Raw genomic sequence first — 15,386 nt, 5'->3', positions numbered from 1 at the left:
ATGTCAACATCAGAAGTTGATGACAAAGTCACCGGTTCGCCAGACAACTGTTGCCATTGATATGAGATGGCTTGGAAGTGTGGGTCTGTAGAATCTTCACCAGACAGTGTGATAAAAGTCTGTTCGTTTACAGTAGCCTCACTTACTCTATTTGCAGCTGTTCCAGTTTGAGCAAATGCTGACATGGAAGATGCCGCCAATGAGAAGATTGTAACTGCTAATACAGCGAAAAGTATTCTGGAATTCAACTTGTGTGTTCTAAATTTCCGAATATTAAAAACCTTTCTGTCAAATGGTTTCTTAGCTAGGATCGCTAAGAAAGTTGGCAACAAATTTTATGTTGAAATCGATTTTTGAGCTCAAAATGATCCACTTTTGATCCAAAATCAAGCAAAGCGATTTCCTAGTACTTTACAAATCAGACTTGGCAATATTTCAGCTAAAACAGCTTTGCACCTCACTAGTCCAAGTTTTTGAAATAAAATTGAAAAGGCAGATGGTTTTACTTGCTCCACATCTTTTGCCAGGTCTCAGCAAACTTGTTCATCATATCGCCATATGCTTTTACTTGATCCATTCCAGATTGATTGAATATTTTTTGCCAATTATTTTCAAATTGTTTGAATGTATCAATTCCTGCTTGGCTCATAGATTTCTGCCAGTTTTCAGTAAACTGATTCATAGTTTTGTCACTTGATTCCTTGAGTGCCTTTGCCATGACATCATTATACTTTGTTTGGACATCTTTGGTTGCCTTTTGAAGAGATTCAAAGGCTTGCATCCATGCCTTGAGTGATTTGTTATATTCAAGCCATAGCTTGTCCCAATCTTTTGGAGCAGTAGGTGCTTTTGACATGAAATGATATGGTCACATGACTTGATAAGACTATTGATGGTTATCACAAATCATCCAGAGTTATGATGCCAAGCCAGATTGGAACTATTTCTTTTGGAGATTTTGTTCTTTTTTAAAGTAATACATCCCAATCACAACGCCAACAATGAATGCAATTATTCCACTTGCAACCATGCCCACAGATAGATAGACTATATCACATTTCGTCCCATATTCTACACTACATTTGTTACTCAAGAATGGATCTTCGGCCATCACAGCATTAATTCTCACGGGTTGATTTCCAGTATCAAGTACTTTAATGATATATGATCCACCCTGATTACTTCTTTGTATGATGTGATACAGAAAACCATCTTTGCTTTCTTTTTCAAAAGTCATACCGTTAGGATCTACACCTTCTAACTTTACAGATACAGACGATGGTATTGCGTGTACTATGATGACATTGTGTTCTTTTAGATTAGCTGAAAGAATTGTAGAGTTTACAAATTGATTTGGAAGAATCTGTTTATCTGTAAATATACTAAATGTTGTTCCGATGATTGACTCTACTGATTGGTATGAAGTATCAAAGAGATTGGCTCCTACGATTACTACAATCAAACCAATTGCCGCGATTATAGGACCGCGTATCAGAGAGAGTTTTACCAAGCGTAATAAAACTCGCACTAGTGCCTAATAAGAAACTTGCAGTAAACTGATGCATCTCATATTTTTCAAAGCATACAAAGACTATCACACAATATCATCTCAATGTTTATGATGGTGTCCACTACAGTACTAAATAGCACTTGAAGAAAATTATCATAATTTCAATAATTATCATGTGTCTTGTTGTAATGCCCTCAAATGCATTTTCTGCAACACCCATACAACTTAACAAAAAAGTATTTGGTTGGACTGACAGANGCATTTGAAGAAAATTATCATAATTTCAATAATTATCATGGGTCTCATCATAATACCCCAAAATGCATTTTCAGCAACATCGCCCATACAACTTAACAAAAAAATATTTGGCTGGACTGACCGCGTATACATTACAATCTATGCCCCAGATTTCAACTCAGATCCAAATCTGATAGATGAAATCGGAGTTACCGCAGATGATAAAATTACAGTCTCTACAAGTGGCAACAGCATACCATATCGTTTGGTAGAGACAGGTCCAAACACAGGAATATTTAGCGGGTATGTAACACTCACTGGAGACCCTACGGCAAAGGGAGCAACCGGGGTAGACGGACATGGTACAAATCCCACGGGGATTCAATCAACATGCAATCCCGTATGTGGTCCAACAAACGGTTTTCTTCCAAGTAACAGAAATGATGGGGTTACAGTCTCGTTTGAGTACAATCGTGATCAAGTGGTCACAGGGTCTGGAACAATTCAATGGAATCTAGGAACCATAAAATGGCTACAGCCAAGTTATCCCGTAAACAGTCAAGGAACATTACAGATAACCGACTTGGATATGAACCTCAACCCAGATGCAATTGACAAATTTGATGTAAATGTTTGGTCAGATTCAGATTCCGGAGGCATCAAGGTATCAATGACAGAGACAGGTCCAAACACAGGAGTCTTTCAAGGAACCGTCTACTNAATTTGATGCAAATGTTTGGTCAGATTCAGATTCTGGAGGTATCAAGGTGACAATGACAGAAACAGGCCCAAACACTGGAATCTTTCAAGGAAATGTATACCTTACAACAGATTTGAGCTCATCTGGAAATAGAATACACGTTACACCAGGAGACACCATAACTGCAGATTATACAGACAGGACTCTACCTCTTCCATATTCACCATCTGACCAATTACACATTACTGCAACAACTACTGTAGGCACCTCACTTCCGCCATTAGAACAGGCATCTATAGACAGTGCAAGGGTAGTAAACTCGACAGGAAAACCAGTTGACAAGGTAAACGTAAACCAACAGGTACAAGTTGTTTCAAATGTTACAAACGAGGAAAATAGAGACCAACCATTTGCATATCTTGTGCAAATACAAGACAGTAATGGAATTACANCAACAGATTTGAGCTCATCTGGAAACAGAATACATGTTACGCCAGGGGATACAGTAACTGCAGATTATACAGACATGACTCTGCCTCCTCCACATTCACCTTCTGACCAATTACATATCACTGCAACAACAATTGCAGGTACATCTCTTCCTCCATTAGAGCAAGCACCTGCAGATAATGCAAGAGTGGTAGACTCGACAGGAAAAGCAGTTGACAAGATAAGTGTAAACCAACAGATCCAAATTGTTTCAAATGTTACAAATCAAGAAAATAGAGACCAACCATTTGCATATCTAGTACAGATACAAGACAACAATGGAATCACCGTTTCACTGTCTTGGATAACAGGTTCAATGGCACCAAAGCAGACCCTGAATCTAGGACAGTCATGGATGCCACATACTGCAGGAACATATGTTGCGCAAATATTTGTGTGGCAGAGCATATCCAATCCAAATGCATTATCACCTCCGCTATCAGTACCAATTCAGGTTAGCTGATATCTTCACACTTGGCACCAGACTGATTTCATAAAACACAATTAAATAATTCCCAATGGTATTTTATGACATGCTGTATGGCAAGGCATTTGCAATTGTTTACTCTAACAAAAAGTACCTTTACTTGTCATGTGTAATATTTGTCACACTGCTTGTGTCACTTTCCATAGTTTCAGAGTTTATTTTTCTCTCGCCTACAATAGTATTTTATGTTCCAGCATATGCATTTGCTGACTTTATCATAATTGTAACAATCTCGGCCCTATCAGGAATTGTTGCAAGTTTTAGCATCTACCGCATACGCATTATGAAAAATAGCTTGAAGAGATCAGGAATTGGTTTTTTCGGGTCCATCATAGGTGCGGGAGCAGGAGCATGCAGTTGCGGATCAATCGGGTTTTCTATAGTATCAGTCTTTGGCACCATAGGCGGAACAGCTACTTCATTTCTTACAAATTATGAGACACCATTAAGATTGATATCAGTTGCAATTTTGTGTTACACATATTATGTATCTGCAAAAGACATAACCGTCAAGTGCAAGATCATCAAGTAAATTCATCATTAAAAATACGAGTTATCAGAATCAAGGACTAACACAGGTAAAGTTTCCATACTGACCTTGAAGACCAGCTGCCCGTGCAATCGCTGCATTAGTAGAATCATTTTGTATTGTAAGGTGACAAGTTGGACTAGAGTGTGTACTTGCACTAAACTTGTTTGCAAGAGCAAGTGCTGCAACGACTGACGAGTTTTCAGGATGAGCCTTGTCAAAGAAAGTGTGGCCAACAATTTCAGGTATTACAATCAGCAATACAATAACAATTGCAAATATGTTGATTGTTTTCTTGCGACTTGGGTTCAATATTCCAAACTTTGTAGAAGGTCATTATAATTGTCAAGATTATTGCCAATTTTTGCAACAAGAAATTATGTTATACCAAAATACACAGATTGAATCTTTATCAGTCAGAATCACATAATGGTACCATTGAACAGATCGGGTGCAACAACTAGAAACGATTCTGTGGAATCATTACACAAAAAAGCACTCAAGTCACAAAAGGATGGAAATCAGGAAGAAGCTGTGCTAAACCTAGATAGGGCTTTGGAGATTGAGCCAAATAATGCCGAACTATTGTATGACAAGGCAATATCATTTCAGATGCTGCTAAGGTTTGATGATGCAATAGAGTATTACGATAAATCGTTGAGAATAGATCCCAACAACTTTGGGGCATTTGTCAACAAGGGGCTGTGTTTGTCAAACCCCAACATGAACAGATACGAGGATGCACTGGAATGTTTTGAGCAGGCCCTAAGACTAGTACCAAATGATCCCGGTGCCCTATCACTCAAAGGATATTCACTTGACAGCGTAGGCAGGTATCGAGAGGCAATAGATTGCTTTGACAAGATTCTTCAAACCCAGCCAAAGGAGACAAATATCATAATAAACAAAGGCCTTGCTCTGTCACATCTTGGTAAGTATGATGAAGCCATAGCATACTTTGATACAGTACTAGATTACGAGCCAGACAATTTTTTTGCCATGCAATTAAAACAAGAGGCTGTAAATAGTATGAAACGAGACTTTTTACAATAATTCTTGATCTTGTTTGAGATCAAATTTGTAATCAGCACAAAATGTAACACATGACAAACGGACAATGATTATATAGTAAAAAATTAGAGTCTGGGTGTTGAACAAGAAAGACGCACAAGGAATTGTAAGAGAGATACGTGTCATTAGCCAGTACGTTAGATTTGCAGGCGTAATAGACAGTAAAGGAAAAGTTGTAGCATATGAGAGAAGGCCAGGACATGAGCCATTACTTAGCATAAAAAATACATCCGACCAGTTTTCACATCTTGCAATCAAGACTCGCATGGCATCCCAGTTTAACAAGCAGCTTGGCGATGTACAATTCATGTGGGAGGAAAGAGAAAAGGTGCAGACCATCTCTTTTGCACTGGGCAAAAATACCGTATGGGCATCAATAGATAAAAAAGTAATTCGCTCCGAAGTGCTCAGAATAATAGATAATTGCTTACCCATCGTAAGGAAATTTTCATAAAATCATGAACAAGTCAATACCAATAATTGCAGTAACCCTGACTCTATTATTTTCCACAGGTTTAGCATATGCAACAAGTCACAACACTTCAATGTTTTCAGACGCTACAAGATATGCCGATTCAAACTCTTACAAAAATGCCACCTATAGTTTTTCCATCCAGCCTCCCCTGAACTGGGTAATTTTGCACAACTTGCCAACAAACATGTCAGGTAACGCAATAGTGGTATTTTCAAATAATGACAAAACCCAATATGCCACATTTGGAATTTATCACAGATATATCGCACAAAATGTCATAGATACAATAAACAGTCATTCAGATAACGACATACTTGCCACAATCAACCAAGAAATTACAAGTCCAAGCCCAGATTCTAAGACAAAAATGTACAATGGAATAGTTGATAGATTCAATGACGGAATACGTGTTACAGCCAGTTCTGTTACACAGTATACAACAGACAATTCAACATCATTTAGTGAGAGCATATTTTATTATCNCAATATGCAACATTTGGGATTTATCACAGATACATCTCACAAAATGCCATAGATCAAATAAACAGCCATTCGGATAACGACATCCTTGCCACAATCGACCAAGAGCTAACAACCCCAAGCATAGATTCCAAGACAAAAATGTACGGTGGCGTAGTGGATAGATTCAATGACGGAGTACGTGTTACAGCCAATTCTGTTACCCAGTATACAATGGACAACTCGACATCATTTAGCGAGAACATATTTTATTATCTCAACAATGGAAATCAATACACGTTAGCTTTAACAAGCAACCCAGCAGGCATTGACAAAAATTCGCAGTTCTTTGAAGACTCGGCAAATACATTTCTGGTCACTCAGACTAACCCAGTTCCAGAATTTCCCATTGCCTTGACGATACTAGTAGCAGGAATGTTCTCAATCATCTTAATTTTCAGAGCAAGGGGCTTTGCCGCAATGATAGATCGTACTTGAGGTAAAAAATACTACCTACGAACAGCCGTGGAATGATTTCATGATCGGTCCAACATACTAAAGCCACATAGGCAAAACATGCGATAAAGGTCTAAAAATCCTGAGTGAACAGTTATTATGTAGCATTTAGCAACGGAGATCATGTCAACAGAAGACAGACAAATGTTTCCTGCCACATGCGCAGACTGTAAAAAAGAAACACAGGTTCCCTTCAAACCAGCAGAAGGAAGACCAGTATATTGCAAAGAATGTTTACCAAAACATCGTCCAGCACGCAGATTTTAGGCTGAAAAACGCTTAAAAAAAATTTTTTTGAACTAAACCATATTGTTAGATCAGAACGATTAAGTTCATTTCAAAAATTGTGTAGTCATTGTCAAAGATCCAGTCTGCAGAAAATTTTGTAAAAGAGCGATACCTTGGCACAATAAGAAAGGATGCAAACATTTCACACTATGAACACTTGACAGCAGTTGTAACAAGGCTCAAGAATCTCGGAGTAACAGATGAAGATACACTAGCTGCTGCCTGGCTCCAGGACATCATAGACTATACAAATACAAGCTTTGACGAATTGGACCAGAGATTTGGTTCCAGTGTTGCAGTTCTTGTCTTGTCAATGTCAAAGGACAAGAGCCTTCCAAAATCAATACAAGAAGAACAATATGTAAAACAACTAAAGGAATCAACCCTTGATGCAAAATTGATCAAGTTATGCGACATATCTTCAAGCATCAAAAATTTGAAAAATTCACCGCTTTCAAGGACAAGAAAAATAAAGGAAATGAAAAAGAAACTATACTATCTGAACGTGATAAAACCAGACCTGATTAAAAACAAGGATCAGATTCCAGGAATTGCGGGTTTTGTAAATGGGGTTAATGAGGTCATTACATCATACGGGTTACGACCTGTTGTGTTTCAGTGACTACATGAGATCAATTCAACAAACCTTTTAGAGTTGAAAACAGAAAAGAGATTCCATGGTACTTGGCCCAGAAATCAAAAAAGAGTTGGAAAATGCAATCAAAAACTGGTGCCCTAATGTAACCATCCTCAAAAAAGGTGAGACACGACTGCAAAAGGTTTGGAAGTTCAAGAGTGGTTCGGACTTCATATACGGATACCTAGTAGGCCAGATGGAAGGATACATTGCAGGATTGATTGTTGGAAGACACGGAAAGATACCAGACTCAGATGAAAGCAAAGAGATCAGAAAGATGGTAGAGGTACGTGCAAAAGAGATAAGGCAAGTAATGTCATCACACGAGAAAAAAGATAAAGCAAATTGATATTTTGTACCGTGTCAGACTTTTATTGAGCCAGTACACCCCTCAAGCATGGCACTAGATAAAAAAGATAAAAAAATTCTAGATAGCATGATAGACGAAGAGATATCCAAGATCCCAGGACTGGTCAAAAATCTTCGCCTGCCCCAATTCCAAGCAGCATTTCAGATAGGAAACGAGTCAGAATATGTCTACGGGTACACCCATGGCTCCATCATAGGCAAGTTTGAGACATATTATTTTGTTGTACATTCAGGTAAAAAACCAACAGGAATCGAAGTAGACGAGATAGGAAAAACAATATTTGAAAAATCAGGCGACATAAGAAACGCCATTTCAAATATCAAATAACTATTTACAAAAAAATTCAGTTTGAATTCAAGACAGAGATAATGGTATTCACATATCAAGAACAAATATCAGATATCAAACAAATCTAGCAAAATATGATTCAAATTGAATTATTAGATAAAAATAAGAAAAATATAGGAAACAGATTGTTATCTGAATGCCTTATTTTATTGGGAACCTTCTACTAGTTCAGCAGAAGCAAATCTCTGGCCTACTTGGGTAATTCTTACCTTTGCATTCTGGCCAGCTTTGCCGTCTTTAACAAATATTACAAAGCCTTCTACTCTTGCAATACCGTCGCCTTTTCTACTGATTTCAGTAATGGAAACGTCGTATTCCTTTCCGGTTTCTACTGGTTTTGGGCTGTTATCAAAACTTCTACCGCCACCGCCGCCGAATCTTCGACCGCCGCCGCCGTAACCTCCGCCTGATCGTCCGCCGTAACCGCCGCTGCCTCTATCGTTGTAACTCATCGTCGCACCTCCTTCTGATCGTGGAATTGATGATACTCAATAAAAATGCTCGAAATTTGTTTTTGATGTCAAAAATTTGACTCTTTATCGATCATTCGCTCATTTCATTATGCTTAATACGGATAGCGGAGCCAATTATTCATGGCAAAAGCCAAAGCAAAACCAAAAGCAAAATCAAAAGCAAAAGCAAAGAAGAAATAAAATAATTTGACCTGTAAAAAAGGTCTTATCCTTTTTCTAAACTAACTATTGTATACCATATTTTAAAAAAATAACAGTCTTGAATTTTTAATAGTAAGAACCTCTTGAATGATATCATGGTATCATCAAGTGAGATTGCCAAGAAATCAATAATGCTACACAAGAAACTAAAGGGCACTATACTACTAGGCAAAAAGTCACGAAACCTGAGCATAAAAGAAATCCAGTTGATATACACACCAGGTGTTGCTGCAGTATCAAAAGAAGTCTTTGATCATCCCGAAAAAAAATTTGTTCTTACATCAAAAAGAAATAATGTAGCAATCGTAACAGATGGTACAAGAATTTTGGGTCTTGGAAATATTGGACCGTATGCAGCAATGCCAGTAATGGAGGGCAAGGCAATATTGTACAAGCAGTATGCTGGAATTACTGCATTTCCAATCTGTCTTGGTACAACAGATAAAAAAGAAATAATTCAAACCATTACTGCAATAGAACCAGTATTTGGCGCAATAAATCTAGAAGACATTGAATCACCAAAAGTTTTGGAAATTTCAAAAGAGTTGCAAGAAAAAATACCAATTCCAGTATTTCATGACGATAGACACGGTACATCAGTTGTAGCACTGGCAGCCCTTGTGAACTCACTTGCTCTTGTCAAAAAACAATTAAACTCGGTAAAGATCATTGTCGCAGGTGCAGGCTCGGCAGGGGTTGGCATAACAGAACTACTACAATTTGCAGGATGCAAGAATCTGATTGTAGTTGATTCAACAGGGGCAATTTACAAAGGTAGAAGAAAAAACATGAATCAGTACAAAAATGAAATTGCCGCACATACAAATCCAAAAAGAGAGAAAGGCACTCTTGAAGATGTGATGAAAAATGCAGATGTCTTTATCGGGGTTTCAGGGATTAGCAATCTAGTCACCGAAGATACCATAAAATCTATGAAAAAGGACTCGATAGTGTTTGCTCTGACCAACCCAGAGCCAGAGATTTATCCACCCATGGCAAAAAAAGCAGGCGCAAAAATTGTTGCTACAGGCAGTTATCAGTTCAATAACAGAGTAAACAATGCATTAGTCTTTCCGTATCTAATGAGAGCAATTCTTGATCATGGAATACAAAAAATAGATACAAAGATACTATATGCCGCAGCAATTGCGGTTGCAAACACCATACCAAGAAAACAACTTCATTATGAGAACATAATACCAAACGTTGGAAACAAGAATCTTCAGCAAAACATATCTAGAGCATTAAAAAGATTTTATAAAAAATAATGCCTGCATGAATGGCATTGTGAACGATCAGCTTTTTATTATAACTATACCTTGGATCCTAACATGGTCATATCAAAGACTGTAAAATTAGACCAATTCTGCAAATTCATACTAGATGCTGACAGGAACATACGCTCTGTCTCAATACTAGATGATAACGGCAGACTGCTTCATGGCATAGCACATAGAGGGTTTACACAACCAAGTTTAGAAAAATGGAATGATGTTCACCACATGGAATGCACATTAGATGTTTCACTTGGAGCAAAATTTGATGATCTCTATGGACCAATTAGATACCATCATTCAGACAAGGACGACTTTGTAATGTTTAGTTTCCCATACCACAGAAATATAATCATCGTTACAAGTACAAAAAGAGTAAGCCCAATTACGTTATCAACAAAGATAGCTCACATGATAAACGATTTCAAAAAGACTTGAAGTTATTTTTGTGAATATACTAGGTAGCTTTTAGCGCTTGCATAACCTTCTGCATGTCATTTATTGGGACAATTTTCACGGTACTTGTTGTTGATATTCCCACATGTATACACATCTGCTCTATATCATGTGCACTCTTTGCATCCAAGATTATTATCCACTCGTGCTCAAGAACTGACATGTAAAAACCCAACACTTTGGTTATATTGAATTTCTTTTGTGTTGCTTTCATTTTTCCTTGTATTTCTAGGAAAATTTTTTTGCTGTTTTTATTATTCATGGGACATAGATCGGGGCTATGTATCGCAAAGACTCCAAATAACACAAGTACCCTCCAAGTATATTTCTAATAATCTTAACAATTATNTAATAAATCTTAACAATTATGAAAAACAAGGGACAATTTCAGACTAACCCACATACCAGATCAGATAAAATCAAATAAAAAATTAAGAATTTAAATTGTTTAAATCACAGAATGAGCAAACAAACACATGATAAAGCACATCATGGTGCCATATGATAAATCAGAGTCTGCAACTCATGCATTTGAATATGCAATTGACATGGCAGTAAAATACAGTGCAAATATCAGCATTGTTACATGCGTTTCAATACAGACACCAACAGAGCCATATTTTGGAACAGCATACATTGAAGCTACACGACTTTTAAAAGAAGATGCAATAAAATCAACACAAAGTCTAGAATCAAGATTAAAAGAATCAAAGATACAGTACAAAATCGACGTACTAGAAGTAACATCAATTATAGATTCACTGACATCGTATGCAGAATCTCACAACGTAGACTTGATAATAATGGGCTCACGTGGATTTGGAGGTTTTAAGAGATTGTTGCTTGGAAGTGTTGCAAGTGGCGTGTCACAGCATTCAAAATGCCCAGTCTTGATTGTGAAATAATATTCTGGAACGATATATCAATACAGAAATCAAAGTCACTTTCTATATCTAGATGCAAATGTATTTGCAGATTCGCCCAAATCTTTTACAAACTGTTGGCGCAATATGGTACCATACACAACTAGATCTCTTGCCAACATGTCCAATCTTGATTCGAGTTTTGGATTCATTTTTCCATCGGTAAAATCTTCACGGTCATTTATGGATACACCATAAGGCATGCTCCACCCATAACATTGTCTTATTGCGGTTCTCATTTGATCCATTGCTGTCAAACCTTTTTCATGAGATGCACAGATGTACCCAAAAGTTTTTCCTGCAAACTCCGCCCAGAAATAATCAAGAAAGTTTTTCATCGCACCAGACATGGAACCATGGTAATCAGGCGTAGAAAGAATCAAGGCATCTGCCCAGGATACATCTTCTGTTATCTTTTTTATCTCAAGGCTTGAATCGTTTTCGCCTGGATCGTACAATGGCAATTTATTTTGCCTTAGATCAAATATCCTAGTCTCTGCGCCATACTTACTTGCAAGATTCAAGGCTACGGATAGCGCTGTTGTGCTAGATGCTTTGTCACGTAGGCTAGAACCTACTCCTAGAACTCTAAATGTCATACATGTATCACCATTTTATTTGATAAATAATCTCATTTTAGTGTTAACACATAACACCAGATATGCAAGTGTGACCGAGTTTTACAATCCCAAGTCAAATAATAATAGGAACTCCCAACATATACCGAGTGAAAACATATTGAAATTTTTCATAGAATTCAACCCATGCAGAGAGTGCAAGGACATCATCAGAGAAGCAAATGAAAGTTTGTCCATGGATGAAGGATCAAAGAAACTTTTACGACACATAACATACAACCATACCGAAGTAGCACAAGCAATAATCGAAGAACTTCCAAAACAAGCAGACAAGGAAAACTTTCCGTGGTTTAGATAGAATACGTTCTATTCAGATCTAGCCCTGCCAAATAACCATTTACAGATATGATGTGTTTTGCGAGTGGTCCGCGCTACNGTGGTTTAGATAGGATACGTTCTATTCAGATCTAGCCCTGTCAAACATCCATTTACAGATATGATGTGTTTTGTGAGTGGTCCATGCTATGCTCCAGTACAGATGACATTGGAGTTTCCAGTCTACTCAGGGTTTTTTTCTTGATGAATCCAACTGTCATGATATCAGCACGAAATATCAAACTAAGCAGCCAATCAAATCCGACTTTGATTTTCTTTTCACGTGTTGGCAAGTGCGCCCAATAAAATGATCTCCACAAGACCCATGCTGTAAATCCACGTACTTTTTTTCCGTTAAGAAGTGCAACACCAGTTCTTTTTCCTATCGTAGCCATCACACCTTTGTTATGATACAGAAACGGTTTCATCAAATTTACATTACCAGAAATAGATGCAACCAGATTTTCTGAGACTAGCTTGGCTTGCCCCTTATTGCAATCTGCGCAGTTGTAGGATATACGGTATTAGTTTTACTGTCAACCAGATTAGCACAATCTCCTAGCGCAAAGACAGTGGGATTATCTTTTAGTCGNCGGTATTAGTTTTACTGTCAACCAGATTAGCACAATCTCCCAACGCAAAGACATTGGGATGATCTTGTAGTCTCATNTTGGCTTGCCTTATCGCAATCTGCGCAGTTGTAGGATATATCGTGTTAGTTTTGTTGTCAACCAGATTGGCACAATCTCCTAATGCAAAGACATTAGGACGATCTTTTAGTCTCAGGTATTGGTCAACTATCACGCGACCTGACTGGCCATGTTCGCACTTGAGTGTAGATATAAGAGGATCTACTACAACTCCACCTGCCCAGATAAGAGTAGCACAAGGAATTATGGCATTGTCACTTAGGAGCACATGATCTTCTGCGGCATCTACTGCCTTGGTGTTTGTGATTACTTCGATTCCTGATTTTTGAATATAATCAAGTGCAAATTTACCAAGCTCATCACCAACTTCAGGCAAGATGCCTTCTCGTGCAGATACAACAATTGTACGAATTTTTTTTGAATCAATATTTTTGTAATAGCTTTTTGTGGCATCTTTTAAAAAGTGATGTATCTCAGTAGCTATTTCTATTCCGGCAAATCCACCACCGACTACAATGAATCGTAAAAGTTGTTCCTGGAGAATAGGATCTCTTTCTTGGTCAGCACATTCCAATACACTGATGATATGATTTCGTATGGCTATAGCATCCTCCAATGTCTTTATTGTAAATGCAAATTCTTCGATGTTGGCATTGCCAAAGAAATTATCCTTGCTGCCAAGTGCAAGAACAAGATAATCATATTCTAGTATAGTTTCTTTTTGATCAAATATTCTAGTTACAGAGACATGCTTGTTTTCCATATCGATTGAGAGAATTCTGGCATGGCAAAAATTTGCAGTTTTACAAAAAGATCTAATCGGCGTAGTGATATCGCTTGCATGAAGCATTCCAGATGAAACTTCAGGTAACATTGGAGTAAAAAGAAAAAAATTATCTTGACTTACTAGAGTAATTTCAACGTCATTTCTTTTGAACTGTTTTTGTAATTCACGCAATACATTGCTGCCTGCAAATCCCCCTCCGAGTATCAATATCTTGGTTTTTGCAGGATTTTGTGTACTAAATTTTCTTATCATTTTGGGTCACTTTCACCTTTTTCAACAAGAAGATAAAAGCAATGCGTATCAGCTAACAAGATGGATTTATGGTATCAGTATACCGCCCATACCACAACGTTAGAANACAAGAAGATAAAAGCAATGCGTATCAGCTAACAAGATGGGTTTGTGGTATCAGTATACCACCATACCACAACGTTATAGTGCATAGAATTTATTCGTCCATAGCAAGAGTCAGTCATGAATAAAGACAAGGGTGTCTGTAAAGGACTTTGCAAAGAACATAAGGTTAGAAAGCCAAGAGATGGCACTAGCCGCTACTTGTCAGGTCAGGTACGATGCCAGATTTGCGGGGTTTTCATGTCAAGAGAGGCATGCCATGACAAGCAAGACAGGCCTGCAACTGATGATACGGTAGACCTGTATTGTAATTGTTGTAACTGCATGGTAAGATCAAGACCAAGAAACANGTACAAAAAGCACATTTTTACCAAAATTCTTTTCATTTATTGATCGAAAATAATTCCTCCGTATGACTTATCAACAATAAGGTACAAAGACTTGCATTGTTTTGTGGGGACAAAAACATGAGAAATTTACAAAAAAGTGATTTTGTAATAATAACATCAATCATATCTATAATGGCAATAGCAAGCATTGGTTTTTTTGCAAACCAGTCTTTTGCTCAAACTGCGACAGTACCTGACGCACCAACAGGATTTAGTGCACTAGCTGTATCCCCTACAAGTGTAAATCTCAACTGGAATCCGCCTCAGAATAATGGTGGCTCACCGATTACAGGATACAGGATAGATTACAGGATTGCACCATCGTCGACCTATTCCACACTTGTGACATTAGGAAATCTTACAACATATACCCATTCTGGTTTGACTACAACCAAGACATACATCTACAGAGTTTATGCAATAAATGCAATTGGTACCGGAAACCCTACACCTGAGCAACCTGCAACTCCCACAACCAGTTCTGCACCGCCAAAACACATTGCTCCAAATCCTCCACAGAATCTTGTCGCATCAATATATTCTTCAACGCAGATAAATCTCTCATGGAGTGCGCCATCACCTAACGGCGGACCGCCAGTGACAGGATACAGGATAAATTACACGCTAGACTCGGGGGCTCCCATTAACATAGTAGCAAACTCTGCCAGCACACTTACCACTTACTCACATACAGGATTACAGGCAGGACATACCTACACTTACAAAGTTTATGCGATAAATTCTATTGGCATAGGCAATGAATCAAACACAGCAACAGCTGTGCCCACACAGATCATAACAGTTCCAGGC

At 37.9% G+C, this 15,386-nt stretch carries 22 protein-coding genes; 13 read left to right on the top strand and 9 right to left on the bottom strand.

Annotation, left to right across the window (positions count from 1 at the left end; all coding sequences use genetic code 11):
• The 3 genes from DYY66_RS11570 to DYY66_RS11560 all read right to left on the bottom strand — a co-directional run.
• Positions 1-248, bottom strand: a 248-nt coding sequence (locus DYY66_RS11570) for a hypothetical protein (RefSeq protein ID WP_166289554.1), incomplete at its 3' end; no start/stop codon positions are given.
• Positions 249-502: 254 nt separating this feature from the next.
• Positions 503-856, bottom strand: coding sequence for a hypothetical protein (locus tag DYY66_RS11565; protein ID WP_166289551.1), 354 nt, complete (start codon positions 854-856; stop codon positions 503-505).
• Between the two features lie 84 nt (positions 857-940).
• Positions 941-1,510: a hypothetical protein gene (locus DYY66_RS11560; protein ID WP_166289548.1), complete on the bottom strand. Its 570-nt coding sequence runs from the start codon at positions 1,508-1,510 to the stop codon at positions 941-943.
• Positions 1,511-3,454: 1,944 nt separating this feature from the next.
• Between DYY66_RS11560 and DYY66_RS11545 the strand changes: the two genes are divergently transcribed.
• On the top strand, positions 3,455-3,955 hold the full coding sequence (locus DYY66_RS11545) for a hypothetical protein (RefSeq protein ID WP_255496461.1): 501 nt from the start codon (positions 3,455-3,457) through the stop codon (positions 3,953-3,955).
• 30 nt (positions 3,956-3,985) lie between these two features.
• Here the strand turns inward: DYY66_RS11545 and DYY66_RS11540 are convergent, their stop codons facing one another.
• The gene (locus tag DYY66_RS11540) at positions 3,986-4,264 is read right to left on the bottom strand and encodes a hypothetical protein (RefSeq protein ID WP_166289538.1); all 279 of its coding nucleotides are present in this window, start codon (positions 4,262-4,264) and stop codon (positions 3,986-3,988) included.
• 126 nt (positions 4,265-4,390) lie between these two features.
• On the opposite strand from DYY66_RS11540, the gene DYY66_RS11535 reads away from it, so the two are divergent.
• From DYY66_RS11535 to DYY66_RS11500, 7 genes are all read left to right on the top strand, one after another.
• On the top strand, positions 4,391-5,005 hold the full coding sequence (locus DYY66_RS11535) for a tetratricopeptide repeat protein (RefSeq protein ID WP_166289535.1): 615 nt from the start codon (positions 4,391-4,393) through the stop codon (positions 5,003-5,005).
• A 94-nt stretch (positions 5,006-5,099) separates the two neighbouring features.
• Positions 5,100-5,477: a hypothetical protein gene (locus DYY66_RS11530; RefSeq protein ID WP_394352649.1), complete on the top strand. Its 378-nt coding sequence runs from the start codon at positions 5,100-5,102 to the stop codon at positions 5,475-5,477.
• Between the two features lie 504 nt (positions 5,478-5,981).
• The coding region (locus DYY66_RS11520; protein WP_218583736.1) for a hypothetical protein at positions 5,982-6,455 on the top strand (474 nt) is incomplete at its 5' end.
• A 141-nt stretch (positions 6,456-6,596) separates the two neighbouring features.
• Positions 6,597-6,740 carry a CxxC-x17-CxxC domain-containing protein gene (locus DYY66_RS11515; protein ID WP_101478192.1) on the top strand — a complete coding sequence of 48 codons (144 nt, stop codon included), beginning with the start codon at positions 6,597-6,599 and terminating at the stop codon, positions 6,738-6,740.
• An 88-nt stretch (positions 6,741-6,828) separates the two neighbouring features.
• Positions 6,829-7,383: an HD domain-containing protein gene (locus DYY66_RS11510; RefSeq protein ID WP_166289523.1), complete on the top strand. Its 555-nt coding sequence runs from the start codon at positions 6,829-6,831 to the stop codon at positions 7,381-7,383.
• Positions 7,384-7,438: 55 nt separating this feature from the next.
• A complete protein-coding gene (locus DYY66_RS11505) occupies positions 7,439-7,747 on the top strand; it encodes a hypothetical protein (protein ID WP_166289520.1) in 309 nt (102 codons plus the stop codon).
• A 48-nt stretch (positions 7,748-7,795) separates the two neighbouring features.
• Positions 7,796-8,095: a hypothetical protein gene (locus DYY66_RS11500; RefSeq protein WP_166289517.1), complete on the top strand. Its 300-nt coding sequence runs from the start codon at positions 7,796-7,798 to the stop codon at positions 8,093-8,095.
• A gap of 167 nt (positions 8,096-8,262) precedes the next feature.
• On the opposite strand, the gene DYY66_RS15350 is transcribed toward DYY66_RS11500, so the two are convergent.
• Complete coding sequence (locus DYY66_RS15350; RefSeq protein WP_166289514.1) at positions 8,263-8,568, bottom strand: TRAM domain-containing protein; 306 nt, start codon at positions 8,566-8,568, stop codon at positions 8,263-8,265.
• 317 nt (positions 8,569-8,885) lie between these two features.
• On the opposite strand from DYY66_RS15350, the gene DYY66_RS11490 reads away from it, so the two are divergent.
• Positions 8,886-10,058, top strand: a complete 1,173-nt coding sequence (locus DYY66_RS11490; protein WP_218583735.1) for an NADP-dependent malic enzyme — start codon at positions 8,886-8,888, stop codon at positions 10,056-10,058.
• A gap of 63 nt (positions 10,059-10,121) precedes the next feature.
• Entirely contained in the window at positions 10,122-10,502 is a 381-nt protein-coding gene (locus DYY66_RS11485; RefSeq protein WP_166289511.1) for a hypothetical protein, read from the top strand.
• 19 nt (positions 10,503-10,521) lie between these two features.
• Here DYY66_RS11485 and DYY66_RS11480 read toward each other — a convergent pair whose 3' ends face one another.
• A complete protein-coding gene (locus DYY66_RS11480; protein WP_166289508.1) occupies positions 10,522-10,827 on the bottom strand; it encodes a hypothetical protein in 306 nt (101 codons plus the stop codon).
• A 169-nt stretch (positions 10,828-10,996) separates the two neighbouring features.
• Here DYY66_RS11480 and DYY66_RS11475 point away from each other — a divergent pair, with 169 nt between their 5' ends.
• Positions 10,997-11,425, top strand: coding sequence for a universal stress protein (locus tag DYY66_RS11475; protein ID WP_255496460.1), 429 nt, complete (start codon positions 10,997-10,999; stop codon positions 11,423-11,425).
• A 35-nt stretch (positions 11,426-11,460) separates the two neighbouring features.
• Here the strand turns inward: DYY66_RS11475 and DYY66_RS11470 are convergent, their stop codons facing one another.
• A complete protein-coding gene (locus DYY66_RS11470; protein WP_166289506.1) occupies positions 11,461-12,042 on the bottom strand; it encodes an NADPH-dependent FMN reductase in 582 nt (193 codons plus the stop codon).
• Between the two features lie 139 nt (positions 12,043-12,181).
• Here DYY66_RS11470 and DYY66_RS11465 point away from each other — a divergent pair, with 139 nt between their 5' ends.
• Entirely contained in the window at positions 12,182-12,379 is a 198-nt protein-coding gene (locus DYY66_RS11465) for a hypothetical protein (protein ID WP_166289503.1), read from the top strand.
• 130 nt (positions 12,380-12,509) lie between these two features.
• On the opposite strand, the gene DYY66_RS11460 is transcribed toward DYY66_RS11465, so the two are convergent.
• Positions 12,510-12,824, bottom strand: coding sequence for a hypothetical protein (locus tag DYY66_RS11460; protein ID WP_166289500.1), 315 nt, complete (start codon positions 12,822-12,824; stop codon positions 12,510-12,512).
• Positions 12,825-13,066: 242 nt separating this feature from the next.
• A partial coding sequence (locus DYY66_RS16660) for an NAD(P)/FAD-dependent oxidoreductase (protein WP_394352648.1) occupies positions 13,067-14,085 on the bottom strand: 1,019 nt, incomplete at its 3' end.
• A 569-nt stretch (positions 14,086-14,654) separates the two neighbouring features.
• Here DYY66_RS16660 and DYY66_RS11445 point away from each other — a divergent pair.
• Positions 14,655-15,386 (top strand): fibronectin type III domain-containing protein (locus tag DYY66_RS11445; protein WP_166289493.1); only part of this gene is annotated, 732 nt, incomplete at its 3' end.

This window comes from Candidatus Nitrosotalea sp. FS, assembly GCF_011319475.1.
GTDB lineage: Archaea > Thermoproteota > Nitrososphaeria > Nitrososphaerales > Nitrosopumilaceae > Nitrosotalea.
Note: the sequence above shows the minus strand (reverse complement) of the source record. Positions and strands in the feature narration are given on the sequence as shown.

Bases quoted from the DNA above. Each gene is read 5' to 3' on its own strand.
- DYY66_RS11565 (WP_166289551.1), bottom strand. From the start codon at position 856: ATGTCAAAAGCACCTACTGCTCCAAAAGATTGGGACAAGCTATGGCTT.
- DYY66_RS11545 (WP_255496461.1), top strand. From the start codon at position 3,455: ATGGTATTTTATGACATGCTGTATGGCAAGGCATTTGCAATTGTTTAC.
- DYY66_RS11515 (WP_101478192.1), top strand. From the start codon at position 6,597: ATGTCAACAGAAGACAGACAAATGTTTCCTGCCACATGCGCAGACTGT.
- DYY66_RS11505 (WP_166289520.1), top strand. From the start codon at position 7,439: ATGGTACTTGGCCCAGAAATCAAAAAAGAGTTGGAAAATGCAATCAAA.
- DYY66_RS11500 (WP_166289517.1), top strand. From the start codon at position 7,796: ATGGCACTAGATAAAAAAGATAAAAAAATTCTAGATAGCATGATAGAC.
- DYY66_RS15350 (WP_166289514.1), bottom strand. From the start codon at position 8,568: ATGAGTTACAACGATAGAGGCAGCGGCGGTTACGGCGGACGATCAGGC.
- DYY66_RS11490 (WP_218583735.1), top strand. From the start codon at position 8,886: ATGGTATCATCAAGTGAGATTGCCAAGAAATCAATAATGCTACACAAG.
- DYY66_RS11485 (WP_166289511.1), top strand. From the start codon at position 10,122: ATGGTCATATCAAAGACTGTAAAATTAGACCAATTCTGCAAATTCATA.
- DYY66_RS11475 (WP_255496460.1), top strand. From the start codon at position 10,997: ATGATAAAGCACATCATGGTGCCATATGATAAATCAGAGTCTGCAACT.
- DYY66_RS11470 (WP_166289506.1), bottom strand. From the start codon at position 12,042: ATGACATTTAGAGTTCTAGGAGTAGGTTCTAGCCTACGTGACAAAGCA.
- DYY66_RS11460 (WP_166289500.1), bottom strand. From the start codon at position 12,824: ATGAAACCGTTTCTGTATCATAACAAAGGTGTGATGGCTACGATAGGA.